Below are 21,446 nucleotides of genomic sequence, written 5' to 3' on the forward strand. Positions count from 1 at the left end.
CTTGGCTTGAGAAAGAGCAGCTAAACCCCCCGCAAACAAATGCGGTTTGAGCTTTTGCGCCGGTCGCAGCATTGCCCGGCCATGAGTGGAACTGTTCATCTGGTCGGGGCCGGCCCCGGCGATCCGGACCTGCTGACGCTGCGGGCGGCGCGCCTGCTCGGCGAAGCGGATGTCGTCGTCCATGACGGGCTGGTCGATCCGCGCATCCTGGCGCTGAGCGCGGCGCAGCTGGTGTCGGTCGCCAAGGCGCGCAGTCGCCACACCATGACGCAGGAGGCGATCAACGCCCTGCTGGTGGCGGAGGCGCGGGCCGGGCGGCGTGTCGTCCGGCTGAAGGGCGGCGATCCGTTCATCTTCGGCCGCGGCGGCGAGGAGGTCGAGGCCTGCCGCGCCGCCGGCGTGCCGGTAGAGGTCGTCCCCGGCATCTCGGCGGCGCTCGGCTGCGCGGCGGAGGCGCTGCTGCCGCTGACCCACCGCGACGCGGCGAGCGCGGTCAGCTTCGTCGCCGGCCAGTGCAAGGGCCTGTCGGAACAGAACTGGGCGGGGCTTGCCGGCCGCGGCCGCACCCTGGTCATCTACATGGGGGTCGCCACCGCCGCCGCCATCGCCGACAAGCTGATGATGGACGGCGTGGCGCCGGCGATGCCGGTCGTCGTCCTCGAAAAGGGCGGCCGGCCGGATTTCCGGGCGCTGCGCACCCTGCTCGCCGACCTGGGCGGCATGGTCGCGCGCGAACGGGTGGTCAGCCCGGCGATCATCGTCGTCGGCCAGGTCGCGGCCCGCGCCGATGCCGATGATCGGCTGCGCTCGCTCGCCCGCCGGGCGGAGGCGCTGGCATGAAGCTGCTGACCGGCAACGACCTGAAAAGCGGCGCGGTCACCTGGTGGACCGGGCAGGACTGGTCGCTCCATGTCGAGGATGCGGTCGACGTCGGCGAGCACGGCGAACCGATCCTGGCGCGCGAGGAAGCGCTGCGCCGGGTCAACACGCCGGCGATCATCGACGCGGTGGCGACGCCGGACGGCCCGCGCCCCGCCCATATCAAACACCGTATCCGCGCGCTCGGCCCGACCGTGCGCCCCGACCTGACCCTGAAGCCAGCCGATCCCGACGCCGGCGGCTGGGTGATCTGATGGCCGCGTAGCAGGAGCCGTATCGTGTACAAATATGACCGCTTCGACCAGGAGATCGTCGATGCCCGCGTCGACGAGTTCCGCGACCAGACCCGCCGCCGCATCGCCGGCGAACTGAGCGAGGACCAGTTCAAGCCGCTCAGGCTGAAGAACGGCCTCTATCTGCAGCTCCACGCCTATATGCTGCGCGTCGCCGTGCCCTATGGCATGATGTCCGGGCGGCAGCTCCGCATGCTCGGCCATATCGCGCGCACCTACAGCCGCGACTACGGCCATTTCACCACCCGCCAGAACATGCAGTTCCACTGGATCAAGCTGGAACAGGCGCCGGACATCCTGGCGGAACTGGCGACGGTGGAAATGCACGCCATCCAGACCAGCGGCGAGAGCATCCGCAACATCTCGTCGGATCATTTCGCCGGTGCCGCCGCCGACGAGATCGCCGATCCCCGGCCCTGGGCGGAACTGATCCGCCAGTGGACGACCTTCCACCCGGAATTCAGCTACTTCCCGCGCAAGTTCAAGATCGCGCTGACCGCGTCGGACAACGACCGCGTCGCCGCGCTGTCGCACGACATCGCGCTGAAACTGGTGCCGGGGCCGGACGGCGAAATCGGCTTTTGCGTGCATGTCGGCGGCGGCATGGGCCGCACCCCGTTCATTGCCAAGCTGGTCCGCCCCTATCTGCCGCCGCAGCACCTGCTCAGCTACATCGCGGCGATCATGCGGGTGTGGAACCGCTACGGCCGGCGCGACAACATCCACAAGGCGCGGATCAAGATCCTCGTCCACGATCTCGGCGCGGAGGAATTCACCCGCCAGGTCGAGGAGGAATGGCAGTTGATGCTGCCGACCGAGCCGCCCTTCCCGCAGGCGGAGCTTGACCGTATCGCCGTCCAGTTCGCGCCGCCGCCGTTCGAAACCGGCCTTGCCGACACGATCGACCCGGCGGCGGCCGCCGATCCGGCCTTCGCCCGCTGGCTGACGCATAACGTCCACGCCCACCGCCAGCCCGGCTATGCGATCGTCACCGTCAGCCTGAAGCCGCCCGGCGGCATCCCCGGCGACATCACCGCCGACCAGCTCGAGCTGCTCGCCGACCTCGCCGAACGCTATGCGTTCGACGAACTGCGCTCGACCCACGCGCAGAATGTCGTGCTGCCGCATGTCCGCAAGGCCGATCTCCACGCGCTGTGGCAGGCGCTCGACGCGGCCGGCCTCGCCACCGCCAATGTCGATCTGGTCAGCGACATCATCGTCTGCCCCGGTCTCGACTATTGCAGCCTCGCCAACGCCCGCTCGATCCCGGTCGCGCAGAAGATCGCCGACCGCTTCGCCGACTATGACCGGCAAAAGGACCTGGGCGAGCTGAAGATCAAGATCAGCGGCTGCATCAACGCCTGCGGCCACCACCATGTCGGCCATATCGGCATTCTCGGCGTCGACCGGAAGGGGACGGAGAACTACCAGCTTCTGCTCGGCGGGTCGGGCGCGGAGGATGCGGCGCTCGCCAAGATCACCGGCCCCGGCTTCGACGAGGACGGTGTCGTCGATGCGGTCGAACGGACGATCGAGCGCTACCGCCAGTTGCGGACGGAGGGCGAACGCTTCCTCGACACCTACCGCCGCGTCGGCTTCGAACCGTTCAAGGAGGCGATCTATGGATAATCTCCTGCGCTTCCGCGACGACGAGCCGCACGAGGAGCCGGCGGTCACCCTCGACGCGTTCCTCGAGCAGAGCGACGCCACCGCCGTCCGGCTGGAGGCGGGGGAGGATGCGCGGCTGCTGATCCCGCATTTCGGCCGGCTGGCGCTGGTCGAGGTGTCCTTCCCCCGCTTCCGCGACGGGCGCGGCTATTCCTCCGCCCGCATCCTGCGCGAGGCCGGCTACACCGGCGAACTGCGCGCCGAAGGCGACGTGCTGGTCGACCAGCTACTGTTCATGCGCCGCTGCGGCTTCGACAGCTTCGCGCCGGCCCAGCCGCTCGACCTGGACGTGGTGAAGGCGTCGCTCGAACGCTATCCCAACGTCTACCAGACCGCCGCCGACCGCTCGGTGCCGGTGTGGAATCTGCGCCATGGGTGAGCCGGCCCGCCGGCTCGACACGATCGACGTCGCGCCCAGCTTCACTCAGGCTGACGCCGACCGGCTGAACGCGCGCTTCGCCGGCGTCGGCAGCGCGGCGATGCTGGCGGAGCTGCTGACCGGCGAACTGGCCGGGCAGGTGGCGCTGGTCTCGTCCTTCGGAGCGGAGTCGGCGGTGCTGCTCCACCTCGTCGCCCAGGTCGACCGGGCGGTGCCGCTGATCTTCGTCAACACCCAGAAGATCTTCGGCGAAACCCTCGCCTATCGCGACGAACTGGCCGAACGGCTGGGTTTCGTCGACCTGCGCGTCTACCGGCCGGACCCGCGCATCCTGGCGGCGCGCGACGAGACCGGCCTGCGCTGGTCCTACGACCCGGACGGCTGCTGCGGCATCCGCAAGGTCGAGCCGCTGCGCCGCGCGCTGCTGCCGTTCACCGCGTGGATTTCCGGCCGCAAGGGCTTCCAGAGCGGCACCCGTACCGCCCTGCCCCGCTTCGAGATCGACGAGGGCCGGCTGAAGCTCAACCCGCTCGCCGACTGGAGCAAGGCCGACCTCGACGCTTATTTCGCCGAACACGCCCTCCCCCGCCACCCGCTGGAGGCGCAGGGTTATCCGTCGATCGGCTGCGCCCCGTGCACCAGCAAGGTCCGCCCCGGCGAAGACCCCCGCGCCGGCCGCTGGCGCGGCTGGGACAAGGTCGAATGCGGCATCCACGGCGTCAACGACGGCGACGAACCGGTCTTCTGACCCCGGAGGCGGCGCCGCGCCACCCCCCACGCCCCATATCCGCCCATCCCGAGCGCAGTCGAGGGACGCACCAGCACCCCATGCCCCAACTCCGTCCATCCCGAGCGTAGTCAAGGGACGCGCCAGCCACCATGCGTCCCTCGACTACGCTCGGGATGGACGGGATCGGGCCGGGCTCGAGCGACGGGAGCGGTGGGACACGGACGCGGGGCCAGCACCCGGAAACCGCCCCTCAGCGGGTCTGCATCGCCGTATAGCCGTCATGCGCCAGGTCGGAGAATTTGGTGATCTCGCTCTCGAAGCGCAGGTTGACGTTGCCGGTGGCGCCGTGGCGCTGCTTGGCGACGAACACGGTCGCCCGGCCGACCACCTCCAGATGGCGGGCCTGCCAGTTGCTGTACTTGTCGCGGTCCTCGGCGGAACTGTGGTCGGTCGGTTCGTCCGGCCGCTTCATGTCGTGATAATATTCCTCGCGGTAGACGAACATCACGATGTCGGCGTCCTGCTCGATCGAGCCGGATTCGCGCAGGTCCGACAGCTGCGGGCGTCTGTCCTCGCGCTGCTCGACCGCGCGGCTGAGCTGCGACAGCGCCAGCACCGGCACGTTCAGCTCCTTGGCCAGCGTCTTCAGCCCGCGGCTGATCTCCGAAATCTCCTGCACCCGGTTCTCGTTCGAACTGCGGCCGGACCCTTGCAGCAGCTGGAGGTAGTCGACGACAACCAGGCCGATGTCGTGCCGTCGCTTCAGCCGCCGGGCGCGGGTGCGCAGCGCGGCGATGGTCAGGCCCGGCGTGTCGTCGATGAACAGCGGCAGTTCTTCCAGCGTTGCCGCCGCCCGCGCGAATTCGCGGAATTCCTGGGTGCTGAGCGCGCCGGACCGAATCTTGTGGGCGACCACACCGGATTCTTCCGCCAGAATGCGCGTCGCCAGCTGGTCGGCCGACATTTCCAGGCTGAAGAACGCCACCCGCGCGCCGAGCGAGCGTTCCGGCGGGATGCCGTCGGCGCGGTCGCGCACCCAGCGGGTGGCGGCGTTGAACGCGATATTGGTGGCGAGCGACGTCTTGCCCATGCCCGGCCGCCCGGCAAGGATCAGCAGGTCGCTGCGCTGCAGACCGCCGGTCTGCGCGTTCAGGTCGCTCAGCCCGGTGGTGATGCCGGAAATCTTGCCGCCGGCGTTCTGCGCCCGCTCCGCCGCCTCGACCGCAGAGCGCGCCGCCTGCAGGAAGCTCTTGACTCCGCCGCTCTCGTCGCCGCCCTCGGCGACCTTGTAGAGCGACACTTCCGCCGCCTCGATCTGCCCCTTGGGGTCGACCGCCTCGGACGTGTCCATCGCATTCTCGACCATCGTCCGGCCGACGTCGATCAGCGCCCGCAGCATCGCCAGGTCATAGATCTGCGCCGCGAAGTCGCGCGCGCCGATCAGAGCCGCGCCGCTGCCGGTCAGCTGGGCGAGATAGGCCGGCCCGCCGACCTCCCTCATGCCCTCGTCGCCGTCGAACAGCGGCTTCAGCGTCACCGGATTGGCAACCATGTTGCGGTCGAGCAGCTTCAGGATCGCTTCGTAGATGCGCCCGTGGATCGGTTCGAAGAAATGCTCGGGCCGCAGCTTCAGCTGCACGTCCTCGGCCAGCCGGTTGTCGATCATCAGCGCGCCGAGCAGCGCCGCTTCCGCCTCGATATTCTGCGGCAGGGCGGTGGCTTCACCCTCCACGGGCGGCATAATCGACACGATATTTCCCATCCCCGCCTTCTCCCCTTTTCCGCTTCCCCCGGCAAGACAGGATAAGTCGGCGCAGGCCCTGTTGGCGGCCTGTGGATAACCGCCGGGCGCCCCGCGGGGGCTTTGCTGCGCCGCACTTCCCTTCTACAGGCCGGGCATGGGCGATCCGCGGATCATCGACGTCGAACTGGACGAGCGCACGATTTTGTGGCGCAACGCCGATGTCGAGCAGGAACGGCGGATCGCGATCTTCGACCTGATCGAGGGCAATTACTTCAAGCCGCTGCGCGCCGCGACGGACGATTATGCCGGGCCGTACCGCCTCCGCCTCAGCGTCGAGGAAGGCCGGCTGGTCGTCGCCCTGTCGCGGGAAGACGGCACCCCGCTCGACACGCTGATCCTCGCCCTCGGCCGCTTCCAGCGCCCGATCCGCGAATATTTCGCGATCTGCGACAGCTATTATCAGGCGATCCGCCAGGCCAGCGCGCAGCAGATCGAAACGATCGACATGGCCCGGCGCGGCATCCACGACAGCGCGGCCGAATTGCTGATCGAACGGTTCGGCGGCAAGATCGAGGTCGACTTCCCCACCGCCCGGCGGCTGTTCACGCTGATCTGCGTGCTCCATATCAAGGGGTGAGATGACCATGCCCGCCGCTCCAGCCCCCGCCACCAGCCCCGCCGCGCTCGTCGCCGCCGCCCGCGCCGCGGCCGTCCATGCCCATGCCCCCTATTCGCGCTTCGGCGTCGGCGCGGCGGTGCTGCTCGCCGACGGCGGCATCGTCACCGGCGCCAATTTTGAAAACGCCAGCTACGGCCTGTCGCTCTGCGCCGAAACGGTGGCGCTGGCGACGGCGAACAGCGCCGGCCGGCTCGCCGATATCGTCGCGATCGCCGTCGCCGGCGGCGCGCTTGGCGACGGCGCGATCACCGGCACCGCGCCGGTCACCCCCTGCGGCCGCTGCCGTCAAGTGCTGAACGAGGCGGCGCAGACCGGCGGGCGCGACATCCTCGTCCACTGCGCGGCGGCACAGGGCGACGCCATCGTCACCCACGCGCTGTCGGCGCTGTTGCCGCATGCCTTCGGCCCGGCAGATCTGGGCCTGGGACCTGCCACCGACACACGAGAAGAGAGGCGCTGATGGCGATATTGTCCGACCGCTGGATCCGCGAACAGGCGCTGGCCCACGGCATGATCGAACCGTTCGTCGAAAGCCAGAAGCGCGACGGCTGCATCAGCTTCGGGCTCAGCTCCTACGGCTATGACGCGCGGGTGGCGGACGAATTCAAGATCTTCACCAATGTCGACAGCGCCATCGTCGACCCGAAGGATTTCGCCGCCAACAGCTTCGTCGACCGCAAGACCGACGTCTGCGTCATCCCACCGAACAGCTTCGCCCTCGCCCGCACCGTCGAATATTTCCGGGTGCCGCGTGACGTGCTGGTCATCTGCCTCGGCAAGTCGACCTATGCGCGCTGCGGCATCATCGTCAACGTCACCCCGCTGGAACCGGGCTGGGAAGGCCATGTGACCCTGGAATTCTCCAACACCACCCCGCTCCCGGCGCGGATCTACGCCAACGAAGGGGCGTGCCAGTTCCTGTTCCTGCAGGGCAACGAACCCTGCGAAGTCAGCTACGCCGACCGCGCCGGCAAATATATGGGCCAGCGCGGCGTTACCCTGCCGAAGCTGTAGGGCCGAGGGTGGCCTAGCACCGCTCAGCCCGCGCGCCGCGCGCCGGGGTGTTGACGCCCATGCTGCTCAGGTAGCGCTTCACGTTGCGCGCCGCCTGGCGGATCCGCTGCTCGTTCTCGACCATCGCGATGCGGACGAAGCCTTCGCCATCCTCGCCATAGCCGACGCCCGGCGCCACCGCGACGCCGGCATGGGTCAGCAACTGCTTCGAGAATTCAAGGCTGCCGAGATGGGCGAGCGCCGGCGGCAGCGGCGCCCACGCGAACATGCTGGCGCGGGGCGGTGGAATGTCCCAGCCCGCCCGGCCAAAGCTTTCGACCATCACGTCGCGCCGCCGCTTGTAGAGCTGGCGGTTGTTCTCGACGATGTCCTGCGGCCCGTTGATCGCGGCGACGGCGGCCGCCTGGATCGGGGTGAACGCGCCATAATCGAGGTAGGATTTGACCCGGGTCAGCGCCGCGATCAGCGTCTTGTTGCCGACGGCGAACCCCATCCGCCAGCCGGCCATGCTGTAGGTCTTGGACATCGAGGTGAATTCGACGGCGACGTCCCTGGCCCCCGGCGCCTGCAGGATCGACGGCGTCGGCTGGCCGTCGAAATAGATTTCCGAATAGGCGAGGTCGGACAGCACCCACAGGCCGTGTTCCTTCGCGAAGGCGACCAGCCGGGTGTAGAAGGCCAAGTCGACGACCTCCGCCGTCGGGTTGGACGGATAGCCGACGACCAGCACCGACGGCTTCGGCACGGTGAACCGCACCGCCCGCTCCAGCGCCTCGAAATAGCGCTCGTCCGGCGTCGTCGGCACCGAACGGATCGATGCGCCGGCGATGATGAAGCCGAAGGTGTGGATCGGGTAGCTGGGGTTGGGCGCCAGCACGACGTCGCCGGGCGCGGTGATCGCCTGCGCCAGGTTGGCCAGCCCTTCCTTCGAGCCAAGCGTGACGACAACTTCGCTGTCCGGGTCCAACTCGACGCCGAAACGGCGCTGATAGTAGTTGGCCTGGGCGCGACGCAGGCCGGGGATGCCCTTGGACGCGGAATAGCCGTGGGCGTCCGGTTTGCGCGCGACCTCGCACAGCTTGTCGATCACGTGCGGCGGCGGCGGCAGGTCCGGATTGCCCATGCCGAGATCGATGATGTCCTCGCCCGCCGCGCGTGCCGCTGCCCGCATCGCGTTGACTTCGGCGATGACATAGGGCGGCAGGCGGCGGATGCGATAGAACTCGTCGGTCATAACTCCGGTCCGATCATTGGGGTGGAGCCCCGTTGATACCGCGCGAACAGGTGCTTGTCGAAGCCTGTTTGGCGCCGGGCCAGCCGTGCATGGTCGCTATTCCGCTCCGCCCGCTTCCAGCCTAGAGTCGGTCCGCTTCAGGCGGCGCCAGCCCGCTCCCCCACCCGGCCTCCCACAAGATACTGCCGTTGGAAGGCCGGGTGGGGGAGCGGGTCGGTGCCGATTCCGCTTGAAGCGGACAAACCCTAGCTCTTGCCCCCGGAGGAGCCCGCCCATGACCGACACCGCCGCGCCGCCCCCGCCGCCCAGCCTGGAGGATATGCAGCGCTGGACCTGGGTGATCGGCCGCGCCCAGCAGATGCTGCTCGAACATGGTTTCGACCAGATGGCGAAAGCGGCGGAGATACCGGCGCCCGCCGGCCCGCCCGGCGTGCTTCCCGGTCTCGGCAGTGGCGCCTCGCTCGCCCAGGCCCAGGTCGATTTCTGGACCGAGAGCATGGCGCTTTGGCAGCGCTTCCTGAACCCGGCGGTCGCCCCGGCCGATCCGCCGACGGTCAAGGACCGCCGCTTCGCCTCGCCGCTGTGGCAGGAAAACCCGCTGTTCGACCTGATCCGCCAATCCTATCTGCTGATCGCCGACCATATGCTGCGCGGGGTCGAGGCGCTCGACGGCATCCCCGCCGAACAGAAGGACAAGCTGCGCTTCGCGACGAAGGCGGTGGTCGATGCGATGAGCCCGTCCAACTTCGCCTTCACCAATCCCGAGGTGATGGCAAAGACGGTGGAAACGCGCGGCGAGAACCTGCTCAAGGGGCTGGAGCATATGCTGCGCGACCTGGGCAAGGGCCAGCTGACCCACACCGACCCCGACGCGTTCGAGGTCGGGCGCAACATCGCGACGACGCCGGGCAAGGTCGTCCACGAAACCCCGCTCTACCAGCTGATCCACTACGCCCCGGCGACGGAAAGGGTGCTGGCGGTGCCGCTGCTGATCTTCCCGCCGTGGATCAACCGCTTCTACATCCTCGATCTGAACCCGGAGAAAAGCTTTATCCGCTGGGCGGTCGAACAGGGCGTGTCGGTGTTCGTCGTGTCGTGGAAATCGGCCGACGCATCAATGAAGGACGTCACCTGGGACGATTACATCGCCGCCCAGATCGACGCGATCGACACGGTGCGCGCGCTGCTCGACGTGCCCGCCGTCCACAGCATCGGCTATTGCGTCGCCGGCACCACGCTGGCGGCGACGCTGGCGGTGCTCGCCGCGCGCGGCGAGGCGACGAAGGTCGCCAGTGCCACCTTCTTCACCGCCCAGGTCGATTTCTCCCGCGCCGGGGAGCTGCGCCATTTCATCGACGACGAGCAGTTGAAACTGATCGAGAGCCTGTCGGGCGACGGCTATCTCGACGGGCGCTACATGGCGGTGACGTTCAACCTGCTGCGCGGGCGCGACCTGATCTGGAACTACGTCGTCAACAACTACCTGCTCGGGCAGGATTATCCGCCGTTCGACCTGCTCCACTGGAACGGCGACACCACCAACCTGCCGGCGAAATGGCACCGCGCCTATCTCTGCGACCTGTACCGCGACAACAAGCTCGTCCAGCCCGGCGCGCTCAGCGCCGCCGGCACGCCGATCGACCTGACCAGGGTGACCACGCCCGCCTATGTCCAGGCCGGCCGCGAGGACCATATCGCGCCGCCCGACAGCGTCTGGAAGATCACCGAGCATTTCGCCGGCCCGATCCGCTTCGTCCTTGCCGGCTCCGGCCATATCGCCGGCGTCGTCAACCCACCAAGCGCCGGCAAGTATCAGTACTGGACCAATGCCGGGCGCGCGCCCAGCCTTGACGCGTTCATCGCCGGCGCGACCGAGACGAAAGGCAGCTGGTGGCCCGATTGGCTCGCCTGGCTGCACGACCTGGATGCCGGCACCGTCAAGGCCAAGGGCGCCCGCATCCCCGGCAAGGGCAAGCTGAAAGCCATAGAAGACGCCCCCGGCCGCTACGTAAAAACCCGGTAGCTTTGCTTCGTCAGGGCGGGCCTCGGTCGGGCGGGTTCCAAGGCAGGTTGACCGCGCCGAAGCGCGTCCCCTATTGAGCGTCACGGCAATGGATTTCTGCCGGGCCTTCGGGCCGAACCGCCGAAAAGGCTGATGATTCCTGCCTGATGCCTCGCGGCAAGGAGGAATCGTGCGCTCGACCCTGATTGTTTTCATCGGCTCCGGGATCGGCGGGGCGCTCCGCCATCTGGTGGGACTCGCGTCGCTCCGGCTGCTAGGACCGAATTTTCCTTACGGCACGTTGGCGGTCAATATCTTCGGCTCGGCGCTGATGGGCCTCGTCGCCGGCCTGTTCGCCAGCTTCGCCCTGGGGAATTACGACCTGCGCCTGTTCCTCGCGACCGGGCTCATCGGCGGCTTCACCACCTGGTCGACCTTCACCCTCGACACGATGACGTTGTGGCAGCGCGGACAGCCGGCGGCGGCAGTCGGCTATGTCCTGGCAAGCTTCGTCATATCGCTGCTGGCCATGATCGCCGTGCTCCACATCACGCGGCGCTTGGGCTGAACTCCACGCGCACGCCCCGTCGCAACAAAGGGCCGGATGCGCAGGGGGCAGGGATGTACAGGGGCCGGCATCCCGCCGCCGCCCTCCCCACACCCGTCCATCCCGAGCGTAGTCGAGGGACGCACGGTGGCTGGGTGCGTCCCTCGACTACGCTCGGGATGGACGGGTAGGAGCCGCACCTTGGGCGTCCTTGCCCACCCGCTCCGCTCTCACAAAAGCAAAGGGCCGGGGATCGCTCCCCGGCCCTTCCTGTTCCAGCCGAGCGGCCGGGCGGGGGGACTTAGAAGTCCATGCCGCCCATGCCACCCATGCCGCCGCCGCCCATCGGCATGGCGGGCTTGTCTTCCGGCAGCTCGGACACGGCGGCTTCCGTCGTGATGAGCAGGCCGGCGACCGACGCCGCGTCCTGGAGGGCGGTGCGAACGACCTTGGTCGGGTCGATCACGCCGGCGCTGACCAGGTTCTCGTACTTGTCGGTCTGGGCGTTGAAGCCGACCGCGGTGTCGCTGCCTTCCAGCAGCTTGCCGGAAATCACCGCGCCGTCATGACCGGCGTTCTGCGCGATCTGGCGGACCGGCGCGTAGAGCGCCTTGCGGACGATGTCGATGCCGCGGGTCTGGTCGTCGTTGGCGCCCTTCAGCCCCTCGATCGCCTTGGTCGAATAGAGGAGAGCGGTGCCGCCGCCGGCGATGATGCCTTCCTCAACCGCCGCGCGGGTGGCGTGGAGGGCGTCGTCGACGCGGTCCTTGCGCTCCTTGACCTCGACCTCGGTCGAACCGCCGACCTTGATCACCGCGACGCCGCCGGCCAGCTTGGCCAGCCGCTCCTGCAGCTTCTCGCGGTCATAGTCGCTGGTCGTGAGCTCGATCTGCTGGCGGATCGCCTCGACGCGGCCCTTGATCGCCGCCTCGTCGCCGGCACCGTCGACGATGGTGGTGTTGTCCTTGTCGATGGTCACGCGCTTGGCCTGGCCGAGCATGCCGAGGGTGACGTTCTCCAGCTTGATGCCGAGATCCTCGGAGATCATCTCGCCCTTGGTCAGGATCGCGATGTCCTCCAGCATCGCCTTGCGGCGATCGCCGAAGCCCGGCGCCTTGACCGCGGCGACCTTCAGGCCGCCGCGCAGCTTGTTGACGACCAGCGTCGCCAGCGCCTCGCCTTCGATGTCCTCGGCGATGATCAGCAGCGGACGGCCGCTCTGCACCACGGATTCGAGGATCGGCAGCATCGCCTGCAGGTTCGACAGCTTCTTCTCGTGGATCAGGATGTAGGGGTCCTGAAGCTCGACCTGCATCTTTTCCGGGTTGGTGATGAAATAGGGCGACAGATAGCCGCGGTCGAACTGCATGCCTTCGACGACATCCAGCTCGAACTCCAGGCCCTTGGCCTCCTCGACGGTGATGACGCCTTCCTTGCCGACCTTCTCCATCGCCTCGGCGATCTTCTCGCCGACGACGGTGTCGCCATTGGCGGAAATCACGCCGACCTGGGCGATCTCGTTCGAGCCGGCGACCGGCTTCGAGCGCTTCTGGATGTCCTCGACCACCTTGGCGACGGCCAGGTCGATGCCGCGCTTCAGGTCCATCGGATTCATGCCGGCGGCGACCGACTTCATGCCCTCGCGGACGATCGCCTGGGCGAGCACGGTCGCGGTCGTGGTGCCGTCACCGGCCTTGTCGTTGGTCTTCGACGCCACCTCGCGCAGCATCTGCGCGCCCATGTTCTCGAACTTGTCCTTCAGCTCGATTTCCTTGGCGACGGTCACGCCGTCCTTGGTGATGCGCGGCGCGCCGAAGCTCTTGTCGATGACGACGTTGCGGCCCTTCGGCCCCAGGGTCACCTTCACCGCATCGGCGAGGATGTCCACGCCGCGGAGGATGCGCTCGCGCGCGTCACGCGAAAACTTGACGTCTTTCGCTGCCATGTTCGTTGTTCCTTCCTTTGCGGGCGCCCGGATGACCGGGGCCCATAGTCATGCGATCGCTCTTTGCCCCGCCGCCGGGCGGCAGGGCCGGGAAGTCAGCCGACGATCCCCAGGATGTCGCTTTCCTTCATGATGATCAGGTCCTCGCCGTCGACCTTGACCTCGGTGCCGGACCACTTGCCGAACAGGATGCGGTCGCCGGCCTTGACGTCGAGCGCGATGCGGTCGCCGTCATCGTCACGCGTGCCCTCGCCAACGGCCACGACCTCGCCTTCCTGCGGCTTTTCCTTGGCGGTGTCGGGAATGATGATCCCGCCGGCGGTCTTTTCCTCGGCCTCGACCCGGCGAACCAGCACACGGTCGTGAAGCGGACGAAATTTCATTTCGGCCATCCCTTTAGCTTGTCGAAGGCACAATGCCCCCGGTGTTGAACAGGATTAGCACTCACCCACGGAGAGTGCTAACAGCGGACCATATGTGGAGCGCCGCCCGGCCTGTCAACGGGGGCGAAGGAATATCGGACCGAAAAACGAAAGCCGCCGCCGGCACGGGCCAGCGGCGGCATCGATGGTGATCGACGAGGGTGGCCTCAGGCGAAGCGGACGGTGCCGCGACGGCGGCGGAACGCATAGCCGGCAAGGCCGAATCCGGCAATCATCAGCGCCCATGCCGCGGGTTCCGGCACCGCGACCGGCGCGGTATTGGCGCGGATCGCCGGCGCGACCAGCGTGTCGCCCGAAATATCGAGCGCCCAGTTGCCGGAACGCCCGAAGAACAGGCCGAAATCGGTGAAGCCATACGCCAGGTTCGGCCCCATCGAGAAATTGGTGAAGGACGACAGGGCGGCGGTATAGCTGCCGGCCGCGAGATTCAGCGTCAGCAACGGGTCATAGGCGATGGCGCCCCACCCGTTGCGGTCGTCGTTCTGGGCGATGCGCGCGCCGGTCGTCTTGTCGAACAGCGTCAGGATGCTGTCGAAACCGCCGGCAGCGATCGTCTGCCCCGCAGCATTGGTGCCGCCGGCATAGCCGTAGCTGGCAAGCGTCACCGAGCCCGCCGCGTTCAGCGAGAAATCGATGAACGCCACGCCGTTTTCGGCCGGCAGGGTGCCGACGAACGACAGGTCGACGGCGGCGGCCGGCGTGGCGGCGAAGGCGGCGGTGGCGAGCAGAGCGGCGAAACGAGCCTTGATACGCGACATGAACGGACCCCCTATCAACACGGCGTCCCCCGATCTCAAAACACCGGACGCCAACGAATTCCCGCACAGCAATCGCCGTGCCATTTATGCATTCCGGGCGAAACGACGGTAAAAACACGCGGTTAATGTCAGCTTTGCCGACACTGTCCGCTTTCGGCACAGCCGCCCCTGCCGGAATTTCGCCGCTTCCGAATCGGGCGGATTTCCCTTTTTACCGATCAAACCGTAAACAAACCTGGCCACCGCGTTCCGCGGCGGCGGAGATTGCATGATGAAATTGCTCAAGGGTGCGTGGACGGTGCTGGTCGGCGTCAAGGACGCGCTGGTGCTGGTGTTCATGCTGTTGTTCTTCGCGCTGCTCTACGCGGCGCTGTCGATGCGCCCCGCCGCCTCCACCACCGGCGACGGCGCCTTGCTGCTGGACCTGACCGGCACGATCGTCGAACAGCCGGCGGAGGTCAGCGGCCTGACCGCGCTCACCGGCCAGGAAAAGCGGCTGCGCGAGTTCCGGCTGCGCGATCTGGTCCGCGCGCTCGATACCGCCGCCACGGACGATCAGGTCAAGGCGGTGGTGCTCGATCTCGACGGCTTCGTCGGCGGCGGCGCGGTCGCGCTGGAAACGGTCGGCGACGCGCTCGGCCGCGTGCGCAAGGCCGGCAAGCCGGTGCTGGCCTATGCCACCGGCTATACCGACGACAGCTACACCCTTGCCGCCCATGCCTCCGAAATCTGGCTCAACCCGATGGGGCTGGCGGTGTTCACCGGCCCCGGCGGCTCGCGGCTCTACTACAAGGGGCTGATCGACCGGCTCGGTGTGACCACGCACGTCTACCGCGTCGGCGCGTTCAAGTCGGCGGTGGAGCCGTACACCCGCGCCGATCAGTCGCCGGAAGCGCGCGCGGCGAACCAGGCGCTGGCCAATGCGCTGTGGGAAGGCTGGCAGAAGCATGTCGCGACCGCCCGGCCGCAGGCGAAGCTCGCCGGTTTCGTCGGCGATCCGTCGGCGGCGCTCGCCGCGGCGGGCGGCGATATGGCGAAGGCCGTGCTCGCCGCCGGCATCGTCGATCGGCTCGGCGACCGCACCGCCTTTGGCGCCCGTGTCGCCGCCATCGCCGGCGGCGACACGACAAAGCCCGCCGGCTGGTTCAAGCGGATCGCCCTCGACGACTGGATCGCCGGCAACCCGCCGCCGTCCAGCGGCTCGATCGGCGTCGTCACCGTCGCCGGCACGATAGTCGATGGAGAGGCCGGTCCCGGCACCGCCGGCGGCGCCACCATCGCCCGCTTCATCCACAAGGGCCTGGCGGAGAAATCGCTGAAGGCGCTGGTGCTGCGCGTCGATTCGCCGGGCGGTTCCGCTCTCGCCTCCGAACAGATCCGTTCCGCCCTGCTCGACGCCAGGAAGCAGGGGCTGCCGGTCGTCGTGTCGATGGGCTCGGTCGCCGCATCGGGCGGCTATTGGGTGACCACCGCCGCCGACCGGATCTTTGCCGAGCCGACGACGATCACCGGCTCGATCGGCGTGTTCGGCGTGCTGCCGACGGCGGAGAACGCGCTCGCCAAGGTCGGGGTGACCAGCGACGGGGTGAAGACCACCCCGCTCAGCGGCCAGCCGGACCTGATCGGCGGCACGACCCCGGAATTCGACCGGATAATGCAGGTCGGGGTGGAGGACATCTACCGCCGCTTCCTGCGTCTCGTCGCCGACGCGCGCGGCCTGCCGGTCGAGCGGGTGAACGAGATCGGCCAGGGCCGGGTGTGGGACGGCGGCACCGCGCGCCAGCTTGGCCTGGTCGACGCGTTCGGCTCGCTCGACGACGCGGTCGCCGACGCCGCCCGCCGCGCACGGATCGATCCGGCAACGGCCAGGACCGTCTACCTCGAAAAAGCGCCGGACACCTGGTCGACGCTGGTTCAGGCCTGGGCGCGCAAGAATGACGACGATGCCGCCGGGCAGGACGGCGCATCCGACCTGCTGACCCAGTTGGCGCGGCGCAACCGGGCGCTGCTGCTCGGCGCGCTCACCGACGCGGCGGCCATGGTGCGCGGCCCGGCGCTGCAGGTGCGCTGCCTTGAATGCGCGCGCTACGCGGTTGCGCCACCCGTGACGGGGGACGCGACCCTGCTCGGCTGGCTGGCGGGGAGGCTGGCACGATGATCCTGATCCGCGCCGCGCGGCCGGAGGACGCCGCCCAGATCGCCGCCATCTATTCCACCCACGTGCTGGCCAGCGCGGTGTCGTTCGAAACCGAACCGCCGTCGACCCGGACAATGCGCAGCCGGATGGAAGGGGAAGACGGCCTCTACCCCTGGCTGGTCGCCACCGGCGAGGATACCGACGCGCTGCTCGGCTACGCCAGCGCGATGCGGTTCCGCGAACGCGCCGCCTACCGCTTCTGTGTCGAGACGTCGGTCTATGTCGCGAGCGGCGCGGCGCGGCAGGGCGTCGGCCGGCTGCTCTACGAAGCGCTGATCGATACGCTGCGCGCCCAGAATTTCACGCAGGCGATCGCGGTCATCACCCTGCCCAACGACGCATCGATCGGCCTGCACGAATCGGTCGGCTTCCGCCGCGCCGGGGTCTATCGCGAGGTCGGCTGGAAGCAGGGCCGCTGGCACGATGTCGGCATCTGGCAGGCCAGCCTGGCGGACCCGAACGGCCCGCCGGAGGAACCGCTGCGCTTCGCCGATGTCGGCGTCCGGCGCGACCCTTAACCGGCCCGCTCACCCCCTGTAGACGGGCAGCGCCAGCCCGCGCACGATCGCCAGCGCGCGCAGCAGGAACCCGGCCAGCGCGGCGAGGATCGCCGCGACCGGCACCGCCATCCCCGCCAGCACCAGCAGCACGAACAGCGCCGCCGCCAGCACCGCGGCGGTCACATAAAGTTCAGGCCGCAGGATGATCGACGGCTGGCCGGCGAGCACGTCGCGGATGATGCCGCCCATGCACGCCGTCACCACCCCCATCATCGCCGCCGGCAACGGCGCGATGCCGGCGCTCAGCGCCTTGGCCGCGCCATAGACCGCATAGGCGGCAAGGCCGATCGCGTCGAACCAGTCGAGCGCCCGGTCCTTCCACCAGGCGCGCGGCGTCATCCAGACGAGCAGCGCCGTCACCAGGCAGATCAGCGGATAGCGGCTGTCGACCACCCAGAACACCGGCGCGCCGATCAGCATGTCGCGCACGGTGCCGCCGCCGGTGCCGGTGACCAGCGCGAAAAAGGCGAAGGTGACCAGCGTTTGCCGCTGCTGCGCCGCCTGCAGCGCGCCAGATGCGGCGAACACGGCGATACCAAGCAGGTCGATTACCGACAGGATTGGTCCAAGATACTGCGTCGGCTCCATGCCCACGGCCTTAGCCGCCGATTCGAAAAAAGGGAATCACGCCGGCGCGCCGGATCGCGCCTTGCACCCGGTCGCGCGGATGGGGCACTGGCAGGCGCATGACGATCCGCATTCCGATGGGCCTTGATTCCGCCGGCGCCACGGCGAACCTCGATCTGGAAGAACTGCTCGCCACCCGCCTGCTGGTTCAGGGCAATTCCGGGTCGGGCAAGTCCCACCTGCTCCGTCGCCTGCTGGAAGCAAGCGCCGAATGGGTGCAGCATGTCGTCATCGACCCGGAAGGCGATTTCGTCGGGCTGGCCGACCGTTATGGCCACATGGTCGTCGAGGCGGCCGACTACAGCGAAGCGGAAGTCGCCGGCATCGCCGCCCGCGTCCGCGAACACCGCGTCTCCGTCGTCCTCAACCTGGAGGGGCTGGACGTCGACGCCCAGTTGCGCTGCGCCGGCACCTTCCTCAACCGGCTGTTCGACGCGCCGCGCGGCCATTGGTACCCGGTGCTGGTCGTCGTCGACGAAGCGCAGCTCTTCGCCCCGGCCGCCGCCGGCGATGTCGGGGAGGACGCGCGCAAGGCGGCGCTCGGCGCGATGACCAACCTGATGTGCCGGGGCCGCAAGCGCGGCCTCGCCGGGGTTATCGCCACCCAGCGGCTGGCCAAGCTGGCCAAGAATGTCGCGGCCGAGGCGTCGAATTTCCTGATGGGCCGCACCTTCCTCGACATCGACATGGCCCGCGCCGCCGACCTGCTCGGCATGGAACGGCGGCAAGCGGAGCAGATCCGCGATCTGGAGCGCGGGCAGTTCCTGGCGCTCGGCCCCGCCCTCGCCCGCCGCCCGCGCCTGATCCGCATCGGTGCGGTTGAGACGGCGGGGCGCGGCGGCGGCCCGGCGCTGGCGCCGCTGCCCACCCTGTCCGACGACGATCGCCGCGCCCTGCTGTTCGAAGCGGTCGAGGCGGAACCACCCGCCACGCCACCGCCGCCCGCGCCGGTGCCGGTGCCGGTGCCGGTCGAGGCGCTGTTCCGCGCAATCGACGACAAGGCGCAGCCGGCCGCGTCCGCCGCCGCGCCGGATGACGGCGAGGATGACACCGCCGCCATCGCCGAAGCAGTGCTGCGCGACATCGTCGCCGACGCCGACGCCGCCTACCGCGCGCCGCCCGAACTCTATCAGGATTTCATCGTCCGCTGCCGGATGCGCGGCTGCCCGCGCCCGGCGCTGGCGCCCATCGCCTTCACCCGGCGGCTGGCGATGGCCCGCGCCGGCCTGTTCGGCGAACCGGCGCCGGACGACGCGATGGCGCAGGCGCTGGCGATCGCCGACCGGCTGCCGGAGGACATGCTCAGCATCTTCCTGCTGATCGCCCGGGCCGCGCGGGACGGCGCCCCCTGCCCGTCGGACGAGGCGCTGGCGCGGGCCTACGGCACCCACTCGCTCAGCCGGATCCGCCGGCTGGTCGGCTTCATTGAGGGGCAGGACGTCGTCGTCTCGCGCACCGACCTGCGCGGCCGGCGGACCCTCACCATCCCCCAGCTCGGCTGGTCGACCGCCGCCGACAGCCCGGTCGAGGCGTGATCCGTCGCCGATTGCGGCGGATGGGCGACCCCCGGCCTCGACAAACCGCCGTCGAGCAACCACTTGAGGACGGACACGGAGAATCGATGATGGCCGATTATCGCAAGACGCCGGAGGCTCTGGCCCGGCTGACGCCAGAGCAGTTTCACATCACCCAGGAAAGCGGCACGGAGCGCCCCGGCAGCGGCGCCTATCTGCACAACAAGGCGCCGGGCATCTATGTCGACGTCGTGTCGGGTGAACCGCTGTTCGCTTCATCTGACAAGTTCGAATCCGGCTGCGGCTGGCCAAGCTTCACGAAGCCGATCGAACCCGCCCACGTCAACGAGTTGCGCGACGCAACCCACGGCATGGTCCGCACCGAGGTCCGCTCCGCCCATGGCGACAGCCATCTCGGCCATGTCTTTCCAGACGGGCCGCGCGACCGCGGCGGCCTGCGCTACTGCATCAATTCCGCCGCGCTGCGCTTCGTGCCCCGCGACGCGATGGCCGCCGAGGGCTACGGCGCCTATCTGGATCAGGTGGAGACACTGTAATGACCGAAGAACGCGCAATCCTCGCCGGCGGCTGCTTCTGGGGCATGCAGGACCTGATCCGGCGCTATGACGGCGTGATCCGCACCCGCGTCGGCTATTCGGGCGGCGACGTGCCGAACGCCACCTACCGCAACCACGGCACCCATGCCGAGGCGATCGAGATTATCTTCGATCCCGCCCGGATCAGCTATCGCAAGCTGCTGGAATTCTTCTTCCAGATCCACGATCCCTCGACGCTGAACCGCCAGGGCAACGACCGGGGGATGAGCTACCGCTCCGCCATTTTCTACACCAGCGACGAACAGAAACGGGTTGCCGAACAGACGATCGCCGATGTCGACGCCTCCGGCCTGTGGCCCGGCAAGGCGGTGACGGAAATCGCCCCCGCCGGCCCGTTCTGGGAAGCCGAGCCGGAACATCAGGATTATCTGGAACGGATTCCCGACGGCTACACCTGTCACTTCATCCGCCCCGGCTGGGTGCTGCCGGCGGCCGGCTGAAGCTTTTTCGGATTCGACAGCAAGGAACGGAGCGCGCGCCGTCCCGCCCCGTGCGACAGCACAGGCGAACGGACAAGGAAGCAGACGATGCGCACCGACAGGACCGAAACGCCGATCGCCACCGCCGAAGACCCGCGCTGGGCGCGGATCGTCGCGCGCGACCAAAGTGCCGATGGCGCTTTCTGGTATTCGGTTGCGACGACTGGCGTCTATTGCCGGCCGTCCTGCCCGTCGCGCGGCGCCCGGCCGGAAAACGTCACCATCCATGCGACGCTGGCCGCCGCGCGGGCGACCGGCGCCCGCCCCTGCCGCCGCTGCAATCCCGACGGCGCGTCGACGCGGGAACAGAGCGCCGCACGCGTCGCCGCCGCCTGCCGCACGATCGCGGCGGCGGAGCGACCGCCCAGCCTCGCCGCGCTGGCCGCCGCCGCCGGGCTCAGCCCCGGCTATTTCCACCGGCTGTTCAAGGCGGAGACCGGGCTGACCCCGCGCGCCTATGCCGCCGCCCACCGCGCCGGCCGGGTCCGCAACCAGTTGGCGGAAGGCGCCAGCGTGACCGAGGCGATCTACGGCGCCGGCTACGGCTCCAACGGCCGCTTCTATGCGGAGGCGACCGGCCTGCTCGGCATGACGCCCGGCCGCTACCGTGCCGGCGGCACCGACGAGACACTGCGCTTCGCGATCGCCCAATCCTCGCTCGGCGCCATCCTCGTCGCGTCGAGCGACACCGGCGTCGCCGCGATCCTGCTCGGCGACGATCCCGACGCGCTGGCCCGCGACCTGCAGGATCGCTTTCCCCGCGCCCGGCTGGTCGGCGGCGATGCCGCTTACGAAGCGCTGGTCGCCACCGTCGTCGGCTTCGTCGAGGCGCCGGGCACCGGCCTCGCCCTGCCGCTCGACATACGCGGCACCGCCTTCCAGCAGCGGGTTTGGCAGGCGTTGCGGGCGATCCCGGCCGGCCGGACCGCCAGCTATACCGAAATCGCCGCGCGGATCGGCGCGCCGAATGCGGTACGCGCCGTCGCCGGCGCCTGCGCCGCCAACGCGCTGGCGGTCGCCATCCCCTGCCACCGCGTCGTCCGCAACGACGGCGGCCTGTCCGGCTATCGCTGGGGCGTGGCGCGCAAGCGGGCGCTACTCGATCGCGAAGCGCAACAGGCCGAGGGTTGAGCCGGA

The 21,446-nt window shown here is 68.9% G+C and carries 22 protein-coding genes and 1 riboswitch; of the genes, 16 read left to right on the forward strand and 6 right to left on the reverse strand.

The window, feature by feature from the left end; genetic code table 11:
* The first annotated feature begins 81 nt into the window (after positions 1 to 81).
* From cobA to E4A53_RS00540, 5 genes are read left to right on the forward strand one after another with little or no spacing between them, the layout of a single operon-like run.
* On the forward strand, positions 82 to 840 hold the full coding sequence (gene cobA, locus E4A53_RS00520) for a uroporphyrinogen-III C-methyltransferase (protein ID WP_136161158.1): 759 nt from the start codon (positions 82 to 84) through the stop codon (positions 838 to 840).
* A complete protein-coding gene (locus E4A53_RS00525; RefSeq protein WP_136161159.1) occupies positions 837 to 1,133 on the forward strand; it encodes a DUF2849 domain-containing protein in 297 nt (98 codons plus the stop codon). The genes cobA and E4A53_RS00525 overlap by 4 nt, the downstream gene beginning before the upstream one ends.
* Positions 1,134 to 1,157: 24 nt before the next feature.
* Positions 1,158 to 2,801 (forward strand): nitrite/sulfite reductase, encoded by a 1,644-nt coding sequence (locus E4A53_RS00530; RefSeq protein WP_136161160.1) that lies wholly within the window; start codon positions 1,158 to 1,160, stop codon positions 2,799 to 2,801.
* The gene (locus E4A53_RS00535; protein ID WP_136161161.1) at positions 2,794 to 3,219 is read left to right on the forward strand and encodes a DUF934 domain-containing protein; all 426 of its coding nucleotides are present in this window, start codon (positions 2,794 to 2,796) and stop codon (positions 3,217 to 3,219) included. The genes E4A53_RS00530 and E4A53_RS00535 overlap by 8 nt, the downstream gene beginning before the upstream one ends.
* Entirely contained in the window at positions 3,212 to 3,967 is a 756-nt protein-coding gene (locus E4A53_RS00540; protein WP_136161162.1) for a phosphoadenylyl-sulfate reductase, read from the forward strand. Before E4A53_RS00535 ends, E4A53_RS00540 begins: the two co-directional genes overlap by 8 nt.
* Before the next feature lie 232 nt (positions 3,968 to 4,199).
* On the opposite strand, the gene E4A53_RS00545 is transcribed toward E4A53_RS00540, so the two are convergent.
* Complete coding sequence (locus E4A53_RS00545) at positions 4,200 to 5,711, reverse strand: replicative DNA helicase (protein ID WP_136161163.1); 1,512 nt, start codon at positions 5,709 to 5,711, stop codon at positions 4,200 to 4,202.
* 136 nt (positions 5,712 to 5,847) lie between these two features.
* On the opposite strand from E4A53_RS00545, the gene E4A53_RS00550 reads away from it, so the two are divergent.
* From E4A53_RS00550 to dcd, 3 genes are read left to right on the forward strand one after another with little or no spacing between them, the layout of a single operon-like run.
* The gene (locus E4A53_RS00550) at positions 5,848 to 6,330 is read left to right on the forward strand and encodes a UPF0262 family protein (RefSeq protein ID WP_136161164.1); all 483 of its coding nucleotides are present in this window, start codon (positions 5,848 to 5,850) and stop codon (positions 6,328 to 6,330) included.
* Between the two features lies 1 nt (position 6,331).
* Positions 6,332 to 6,832: a cytidine deaminase gene (locus E4A53_RS00555; RefSeq protein WP_239018063.1), complete on the forward strand. Its 501-nt coding sequence runs from the start codon at positions 6,332 to 6,334 to the stop codon at positions 6,830 to 6,832.
* A complete protein-coding gene (gene dcd, locus E4A53_RS00560) occupies positions 6,832 to 7,386 on the forward strand; it encodes a dCTP deaminase (protein ID WP_136161165.1) in 555 nt (184 codons plus the stop codon). The genes E4A53_RS00555 and dcd overlap by 1 nt, the downstream gene beginning before the upstream one ends.
* Positions 7,387 to 7,399: 13 nt before the next feature.
* On the opposite strand, the gene E4A53_RS00565 is transcribed toward dcd, so the two are convergent.
* The gene (locus E4A53_RS00565) at positions 7,400 to 8,620 is read right to left on the reverse strand and encodes an LL-diaminopimelate aminotransferase (RefSeq protein WP_136161166.1); all 1,221 of its coding nucleotides are present in this window, start codon (positions 8,618 to 8,620) and stop codon (positions 7,400 to 7,402) included.
* Between the two features lie 274 nt (positions 8,621 to 8,894).
* On the opposite strand from E4A53_RS00565, the gene E4A53_RS00570 reads away from it, so the two are divergent.
* Positions 8,895 to 10,643, forward strand: a complete 1,749-nt coding sequence (locus tag E4A53_RS00570) for a PHA/PHB synthase family protein (RefSeq protein WP_136161167.1) — start codon at positions 8,895 to 8,897, stop codon at positions 10,641 to 10,643.
* Positions 10,644 to 10,718: 75 nt separating this feature from the next.
* Positions 10,719 to 10,792, forward strand: a riboswitch (Fluoride riboswitch).
* A 20-nt stretch (positions 10,793 to 10,812) separates the two neighbouring features.
* The gene (gene crcB / locus E4A53_RS00575) at positions 10,813 to 11,190 is read left to right on the forward strand and encodes a fluoride efflux transporter CrcB (RefSeq protein ID WP_136161168.1); all 378 of its coding nucleotides are present in this window, start codon (positions 10,813 to 10,815) and stop codon (positions 11,188 to 11,190) included.
* A gap of 280 nt (positions 11,191 to 11,470) precedes the next feature.
* On the opposite strand, the gene groL is transcribed toward crcB, so the two are convergent.
* From groL to E4A53_RS14825, 3 genes are all read right to left on the reverse strand, one after another.
* Positions 11,471 to 13,114, reverse strand: coding sequence for a chaperonin GroEL (gene groL / locus E4A53_RS00580; RefSeq protein WP_136161169.1), 1,644 nt, complete (start codon positions 13,112 to 13,114; stop codon positions 11,471 to 11,473).
* Positions 13,115 to 13,209: 95 nt separating this feature from the next.
* Positions 13,210 to 13,506, reverse strand: coding sequence for a co-chaperone GroES (gene groES / locus E4A53_RS00585; RefSeq protein WP_275401783.1), 297 nt, complete (start codon positions 13,504 to 13,506; stop codon positions 13,210 to 13,212).
* Positions 13,507 to 13,703: 197 nt separating this feature from the next.
* Positions 13,704 to 14,315, reverse strand: a complete 612-nt coding sequence (locus E4A53_RS14825; protein WP_136161171.1) for a DVUA0089 family protein — start codon at positions 14,313 to 14,315, stop codon at positions 13,704 to 13,706.
* A gap of 271 nt (positions 14,316 to 14,586) precedes the next feature.
* Between E4A53_RS14825 and sppA the strand changes: the two genes are divergently transcribed.
* Together sppA and E4A53_RS00600 are read left to right on the forward strand one after the other, a co-directional pair.
* Positions 14,587 to 16,473, forward strand: a complete 1,887-nt coding sequence (gene sppA / locus E4A53_RS00595; RefSeq protein WP_136161388.1) for a signal peptide peptidase SppA — start codon at positions 14,587 to 14,589, stop codon at positions 16,471 to 16,473.
* The gene (locus E4A53_RS00600; RefSeq protein ID WP_136161172.1) at positions 16,470 to 17,030 is read left to right on the forward strand and encodes a GNAT family N-acetyltransferase; all 561 of its coding nucleotides are present in this window, start codon (positions 16,470 to 16,472) and stop codon (positions 17,028 to 17,030) included. The genes sppA and E4A53_RS00600 overlap by 4 nt, the downstream gene beginning before the upstream one ends.
* 9 nt (positions 17,031 to 17,039) lie before the next feature.
* On the opposite strand, the gene E4A53_RS00605 is transcribed toward E4A53_RS00600, so the two are convergent.
* Positions 17,040 to 17,660, reverse strand: a complete 621-nt coding sequence (locus tag E4A53_RS00605) for a trimeric intracellular cation channel family protein (protein WP_136161173.1) — start codon at positions 17,658 to 17,660, stop codon at positions 17,040 to 17,042.
* 98 nt (positions 17,661 to 17,758) lie between these two features.
* Between E4A53_RS00605 and E4A53_RS00610 the strand changes: the two genes are divergently transcribed.
* The 4 genes from E4A53_RS00610 to ada all read left to right on the forward strand — a co-directional run bounded on the left by E4A53_RS00610 (position 17,759) and on the right by ada (position 21,440).
* Positions 17,759 to 19,234 carry a helicase HerA domain-containing protein gene (locus E4A53_RS00610; protein WP_136161174.1) on the forward strand — a complete coding sequence of 492 codons (1,476 nt, stop codon included), beginning with the start codon at positions 17,759 to 17,761 and terminating at the stop codon, positions 19,232 to 19,234.
* Between the two features lie 89 nt (positions 19,235 to 19,323).
* A complete protein-coding gene (msrB, locus tag E4A53_RS00615) occupies positions 19,324 to 19,770 on the forward strand; it encodes a peptide-methionine (R)-S-oxide reductase MsrB (protein ID WP_136161389.1) in 447 nt (148 codons plus the stop codon).
* Positions 19,770 to 20,270, forward strand: a complete 501-nt coding sequence (gene msrA, locus E4A53_RS00620) for a peptide-methionine (S)-S-oxide reductase MsrA (protein WP_136161175.1) — start codon at positions 19,770 to 19,772, stop codon at positions 20,268 to 20,270. The genes msrB and msrA overlap by 1 nt, the downstream gene beginning before the upstream one ends.
* A gap of 87 nt (positions 20,271 to 20,357) precedes the next feature.
* Complete coding sequence (gene ada, locus E4A53_RS00625; RefSeq protein WP_136161176.1) at positions 20,358 to 21,440, forward strand: bifunctional DNA-binding transcriptional regulator/O6-methylguanine-DNA methyltransferase Ada; 1,083 nt, start codon at positions 20,358 to 20,360, stop codon at positions 21,438 to 21,440.
* Positions 21,441 to 21,446 lie beyond the last annotated feature (6 nt).

The organism is Sphingomonas flavalba, assembly GCF_004796535.1.
Taxonomy (GTDB): Bacteria; Pseudomonadota; Alphaproteobacteria; order Sphingomonadales; family Sphingomonadaceae; genus Sphingomonas_L; species Sphingomonas_L flavalba.

Coding starts and splice junctions, on each gene's coding strand:
- ada (WP_136161176.1), top strand. CDS start 20,358: ATGCGCACCGACAGGACCGAAACGCCGATCGCCACCGCCGAAGACCCG.
- E4A53_RS00550 (WP_136161164.1), top strand. CDS start 5,848: ATGGGCGATCCGCGGATCATCGACGTCGAACTGGACGAGCGCACGATT.
- E4A53_RS00570 (WP_136161167.1), top strand. CDS start 8,895: ATGACCGACACCGCCGCGCCGCCCCCGCCGCCCAGCCTGGAGGATATG.
- E4A53_RS00610 (WP_136161174.1), top strand. CDS start 17,759: ATGACGATCCGCATTCCGATGGGCCTTGATTCCGCCGGCGCCACGGCG.
- E4A53_RS00600 (WP_136161172.1), top strand. CDS start 16,470: ATGATCCTGATCCGCGCCGCGCGGCCGGAGGACGCCGCCCAGATCGCC.
- E4A53_RS00555 (WP_239018063.1), top strand. CDS start 6,332: ATGACCATGCCCGCCGCTCCAGCCCCCGCCACCAGCCCCGCCGCGCTC.
- E4A53_RS00540 (WP_136161162.1), top strand. CDS start 3,212: ATGGGTGAGCCGGCCCGCCGGCTCGACACGATCGACGTCGCGCCCAGC.
- groES (WP_275401783.1), bottom strand. CDS start 13,506: ATGGCCGAAATGAAATTTCGTCCGCTTCACGACCGTGTGCTGGTTCGC.
- E4A53_RS00525 (WP_136161159.1), top strand. CDS start 837: ATGAAGCTGCTGACCGGCAACGACCTGAAAAGCGGCGCGGTCACCTGG.
- E4A53_RS00545 (WP_136161163.1), bottom strand. CDS start 5,711: ATGGGAAATATCGTGTCGATTATGCCGCCCGTGGAGGGTGAAGCCACC.
- msrA (WP_136161175.1), top strand. CDS start 19,770: ATGACCGAAGAACGCGCAATCCTCGCCGGCGGCTGCTTCTGGGGCATG.
- E4A53_RS00535 (WP_136161161.1), top strand. CDS start 2,794: ATGGATAATCTCCTGCGCTTCCGCGACGACGAGCCGCACGAGGAGCCG.
- sppA (WP_136161388.1), top strand. CDS start 14,587: ATGAAATTGCTCAAGGGTGCGTGGACGGTGCTGGTCGGCGTCAAGGAC.
- E4A53_RS14825 (WP_136161171.1), bottom strand. CDS start 14,315: ATGTCGCGTATCAAGGCTCGTTTCGCCGCTCTGCTCGCCACCGCCGCC.
- cobA (WP_136161158.1), top strand. CDS start 82: ATGAGTGGAACTGTTCATCTGGTCGGGGCCGGCCCCGGCGATCCGGAC.
- msrB (WP_136161389.1), top strand. CDS start 19,324: ATGGCCGATTATCGCAAGACGCCGGAGGCTCTGGCCCGGCTGACGCCA.
- E4A53_RS00565 (WP_136161166.1), bottom strand. CDS start 8,620: ATGACCGACGAGTTCTATCGCATCCGCCGCCTGCCGCCCTATGTCATC.
- E4A53_RS00605 (WP_136161173.1), bottom strand. CDS start 17,660: ATGGAGCCGACGCAGTATCTTGGACCAATCCTGTCGGTAATCGACCTG.
- dcd (WP_136161165.1), top strand. CDS start 6,832: ATGGCGATATTGTCCGACCGCTGGATCCGCGAACAGGCGCTGGCCCAC.
- groL (WP_136161169.1), bottom strand. CDS start 13,114: ATGGCAGCGAAAGACGTCAAGTTTTCGCGTGACGCGCGCGAGCGCATC.